General features: G+C 68.0%; 4 protein-coding genes. 3 read left to right on the top strand and 1 reads right to left on the bottom strand.

Annotation, left to right across the window (positions count from 1 at the left end):
* On the bottom strand, nucleotides 1–1537 hold a 1537-nt coding region (locus K206_RS0135435; RefSeq protein WP_020206991.1), incomplete at its 3' end, for a leucyl aminopeptidase.
* A 136-nt stretch (nucleotides 1538–1673) separates the two neighbouring features.
* Here K206_RS0135435 and lptF point away from each other — a divergent pair.
* Genes lptF through K206_RS0135450 form a run of 3 tightly spaced genes read left to right on the top strand, consistent with a single transcriptional unit; the run spans nucleotide 1674 to nucleotide 4340 of the window.
* Entirely contained in the window at nucleotides 1674–2795 is a 1122-nt protein-coding gene (gene lptF, locus K206_RS0135440) for an LPS export ABC transporter permease LptF (protein ID WP_020206992.1), read from the top strand.
* Nucleotides 2792–3946 carry an LPS export ABC transporter permease LptG gene (gene lptG / locus K206_RS0135445; protein ID WP_020206993.1) on the top strand — a complete coding sequence of 385 codons (1155 nt, stop codon included), beginning with the start codon at nucleotides 2792–2794 and terminating at the stop codon, nucleotides 3944–3946. Before lptF ends, lptG begins: the two co-directional genes overlap by 4 nt.
* Before the next feature lie 7 nt (nucleotides 3947–3953).
* Complete coding sequence (locus K206_RS0135450) at nucleotides 3954–4340, top strand: sirohydrochlorin chelatase (protein ID WP_020206994.1); 387 nt, start codon at nucleotides 3954–3956, stop codon at nucleotides 4338–4340.
* Nucleotides 4341–4404: the final 64 nt, after the last annotated feature.

The raw sequence follows: 4404 nt of genomic DNA on the forward strand, positions 1-4404 counted from the left end.
GGTCCATCAGGAACTGCGCCAGCAGCGGCACCGGGCGGCCGGTGGCGCCCTTGGCCGCGCCGCTCTTCCAGGCCGTGCCGGCGATGTCCAGGTGGGCCCAGTCGTACTTCTCGGTGTAGCGCGCCAGGAAGCAGGCCGCGGTCACGCTGCCGGCCGGGCGGCCGCCGATGTTGGCCATGTCGGCGAAGTTGGACTTGAGCTGGTCCTGGTAGTCGTCGTCCAGCGGCATGCGCCAGGCGCTGTCCATCGCCTTGCGCCCGGCCTGCAGCAACTGGTCGGCGAGGCCGTCGTTGCGCGCGTACAGGCCGCTGTTCACGTGGCCCAGCGCGATGATGCAGGCGCCGGTCAGCGTGGCCACGTCGATCACCGCGGCGGGCTTGAAACGCTCCACGTAGGTCAGCGCGTCGCACAGCACCAGGCGGCCTTCGGCGTCGGTGTTGAGGATCTCGATGGTCTGGCCGGACATGCTGGTGACGACGTCGCCGGGCTTGGTGGCGGTGCCGCTGGGCATGTTCTCGCAGGTGGGCACCACCGCGATCACGTTGAGCTTGAGGCCCATCTCGGCCACCGCCTGCAGCGTGCCCAGCACCGAGGCCGCGCCGCACATGTCGTACTTCATCTCGTCCATGCCCTCGCCCGGCTTGAGCGAGATGCCGCCGGTGTCGAAGGTGATGCCCTTGCCCACCAGCACCACCGGGGCCTGCTTGGCGGATGCGCCGTCATAGCGCAGCACGATGAACTGCGGCGGCTCGACCGCGCCCTTGGTCACGGCCAGGAACGCGCCCATCTTGAGCGCCTCGATCTGCTTGCGGCCCAGCACTTCCACCTTGAGCTTGTGGCGCTTGGCGATGGCGCGCGCGGTGTCGGCCAGGTAGGTCGGCGTGCAGATGTTGGAAGGCAGGTTGCCGAGGTCCTTGGTCAGTTCCATGCCGCCGGCGATGGCCACGCCGCGCAGCACGGCCTGGGCCGCGGCCTTGGCGTCGGCCGCGTCCACGGTCAGCACCACCTTGCGCAGGCCGCTCTTGTCCTTGGCGTTGGCGCCGTTGCCGGCGCGCTTGAGGCCGGGATGGCGCTCGAGCAGGCGGTAGCCCGCCTCGCGGATCAGCGTGACGGTGGTGATCAGGCGCCACGACAGGTCGGCGGCGTTGCCGGCCTGCTGGGAAGCCTGCTGCTGCGCCAGGCACCACAGCACGCTGGCCGCGCGCGTGCCGGACAAGGCACGCAAGGCGGTGCGCACGGCTTCGGCGAACGCCTTCTCGTTGAACTCGCCCTCCTTGCCCAGGCCCACCAGCAGCACGCGCGCCGCGCCCACGCCGGCGACCTCGTGCAGCATCAGCTGGGTGCCGCGCTTGCCCTCGAAATCGCCGAGCTTGACGAGCCGCGCCACCAGGCCCTTGGTCGCGACGTCCAGCGCCTTGGCCACGCCGGCCAGGCTCTGGCCTTCAAACAGGCCGACCACCAGGCAGTCGGTCTTGGTCGCCAGGAAACCATTTTGGCCAGCTTTGCTCCAATCCAGGGCTTTTGTGCTAAATTCCATCGCGCTTCCTTCCAGGGGCTCGTCCAAAGAAAGCCCCTATTATCCGCGATTTGCTGCCGCCGGTCCGCTATCCTGACTAGCAAGCCAACCGGCGCACCATCGCCCGCGCCGGCCGGCAGTCCGGAACCGACAACGCATGATCTTTCAACAAGCCCTGCGTCGCGAGCTCGCCTACACCGCCGGCGCGGTGTTCCTGGTCATGCTGACCTTCATGCTGACCTCGCTCGTGATCCGCATCCTTGGCATGGCCGCCAACGGGCAGGCCAGCCCGAACGACGTCCTGATGCTGATCGGCCTGGCCACCATCGGCTACCTGTCCATCCTGCTGTCGGCCACGCTGTTCATCTCCACCCTGATCGTGCTCACGCGCTGGTACAAGGATTCGGAGATGGTGGTGTGGTTCTCGGCCGGCATCTCGCTGCGCGACCTGGTCAAACCGGTGCTGCAGTTCGCCGCGCCGTTCATCGTCATGTCGCTGCTGCTGGGTATGTTCGCGTGGCCGTGGGCCAACCAGCAGAGCGCGCTGTTCCGCGACCGCTTCGAGCAGCGCGGCGTGCTGTCGATGATCGCCGCGGGGCGCTTCATCGAGCCGGCCAAAGCCAACTACGTGCTGTTCATCGAAAGCATCGACGCCGACATGACCCACGCGCGCAACGTCTTCGTGGCCAGCGCGGAAGCGGGCAAGATCGGCGTGTCGCTGGCCCACCAGGGCCAGTTCCGCACCATGCCCAACGGCGACCGCCTGGTGGTGATGGAGAACGGCCGCCGCTACACCGGCCTGCCCGGCAAGCTGGACTACCGCATCGTCGAGTTCGACCAGTACGCGGTGAAGGTGGACAACAAACCCCCCGCGAGCGAGGCCGACCTGCCCACCAAGAGCCGTGACACCATCGACCTGCTGCGCAACCGCAGCAACGAGAACCTGGGCGAGCTGCTGTGGCGCCTGTCGCTGCCGCTGCTGGCCTTCAACTTCGTGCTGATCGCCATTCCGCTGGCCTACGTCAACCCGCGCCTGGGCCGCTATACGCCGCTGGTGTTCGCGGTGCTGATCTACCTGACCTACAGCAACCTGATCAATCTCTCGCAGGCCTGGGTGCGCTCGGGCTCGATCCCGTTCGCGCTGGCCTGGTGGCCGTTCCACCTGATCGCGCTGCTGGGCGCGGTGATGCTGTTCCGCTACCGCCAGAACATCAGCCTGGGCGGCTGGCGCGCCGTGCTCGGCCTGCCGCGCAAGGCGCCGAAGGGAGGCCGGGCATGAGGTTCCTGCGCGTCTACGAGCGCTACTTCGGCCGCCTGATCTATGGCGTCTTCGCCTTCATCCTGTTCGCCGTGCTGGCGCTGTTCGTGTTCTTCGACATGCTCAGCGAGCTGGAGAGCGTGGCCGGCAGCTACACCTCGCTGGTGGCGTTCTTCCACGTCATCCTGCAGGCACCCACGCGCATCTACGAGGTGCTGCCGATCGCGGTGCTGATCAGCGCGATCTACGTGTTCTCGCAACTGGCCAGCCAGTCCGAGTACACCATCTTCCGCGTGGCCGGCCTCAACACCCGGCAGGCGCTGTTCTCGCTGTTCAAGCTGGCGATCCCGCTGGCCATCGCCACCTTCATCTTCGGCGAGTTCATCGGCCCGCAGGCCGAGCAGTACGCGCAGAAGGTCAAGCTGGAGGCGCTCGGCGCCACGGTGTCGGCCGGCTTCCGCTCGGGCGTGTGGGTCAAGGACCGCGACCGCGACGCCGCCCGCGGCCACGAGGTCACGCGCTTCGTCAACGTGGTCGGCCTGCGCCCCGACCAGAGCATCACCGGCGTCACCATCTACGAATTCGACGAACAGTACCGCCTGAGCGTGATCCGCGTGGCCAGGGAAGGCCGCTACCAGGGCGGCCAGTCGTGGCAGCTCAGCGGCGTCACCGAGACCCACTTCCTGGAACTGCCGCGCGGCGAACCCGGCAAGGCCGACACGCTGGCCCCGGTGTTCCGCGGCGAGCAGAAGACCGTGCCCAGCATGACCATGCGCTCGGAGCTCACGCCGCAGATCCTGTCGGTGCTGCTGGTGGAGCCGGAACGCATGTCCACGCTCGACCTGTTCCGCTACATCCGCCACCTGCGCGACAACAAGCAGGACACGCAGCGCTACGAGATCGCCTTCTGGAAGAAGGTGGTGTACCCGCTCACGCTGTTCGTGATGGTGGCGCTGGCCCTGCCCTTCGCCTACCTGCACGCGCGCGCCGGCGCGGTGGGCGTGAAGGTGTTCGGCGGCATCATGCTGGGGCTGTCCTTCCACCTGTCCAACACGCTGTTCTCGCACGTGGGCCTGCTGCACACCTGGCCGCCGATCGTCTCGGCGCTGATCCCCGGTACGCTGTACCTGCTGGTGGCGCTCGGCGCATTGCGCTGGGTCGACCGGCACTAGACGCGCCATGAACACCCCCGCCACCCCCGCCAAGGCCCTGGTCCTGTTCGGCCACGGCGCGCGCGACGCGCGCTGGCGCGAACCGTTCGACCGCCTCCACGCCAAGCTGGCGGCGGCGCTGCCCGGCAGCACGGTACGCCTGGCCTTCCTCGAACTGATGACCCCATCCCTGCCCGACGCGCTGGCCGAACTGGCCGGCAGCGGCGTGGCGGACATCACCGTGGTGCCGGTGTTCTTCGGCCAGGGCGGCCATCTGCGGCGCGACTTGCCGGTGCTGCTGGATGATTGCCGGCGGCGCCATCCCGGTGTGGAGATTCGCTGCGCGACGGCTGTGGGGGAGGTTGAGGGGGTGTTGGATGCGGTTGTTGCTTATTGTGTGGGGGTAGGCGGGTAAGGAGCCGGTTGAGTCCTTGTTCGGGCTGTTGTGGGCCTGGCGGCTCGGGCGGTTGTTGGTGCTT

It is taken from the genome of Cupriavidus sp. WS (assembly GCF_000395345.1).
Lineage (GTDB): Bacteria > Pseudomonadota > Gammaproteobacteria > Burkholderiales > Burkholderiaceae > Cupriavidus > Cupriavidus basilensis_B.

Excerpts from the sequence above, each read along its gene's own strand:
- lptF (WP_020206992.1), top strand. The coding sequence starts at position 1,674 with ATGATCTTTCAACAAGCCCTGCGTCGCGAGCTCGCCTACACCGCCGGC.
- lptG (WP_020206993.1), top strand. The coding sequence starts at position 2,792 with ATGAGGTTCCTGCGCGTCTACGAGCGCTACTTCGGCCGCCTGATCTAT.
- K206_RS0135450 (WP_020206994.1), top strand. The coding sequence starts at position 3,954 with ATGAACACCCCCGCCACCCCCGCCAAGGCCCTGGTCCTGTTCGGCCAC.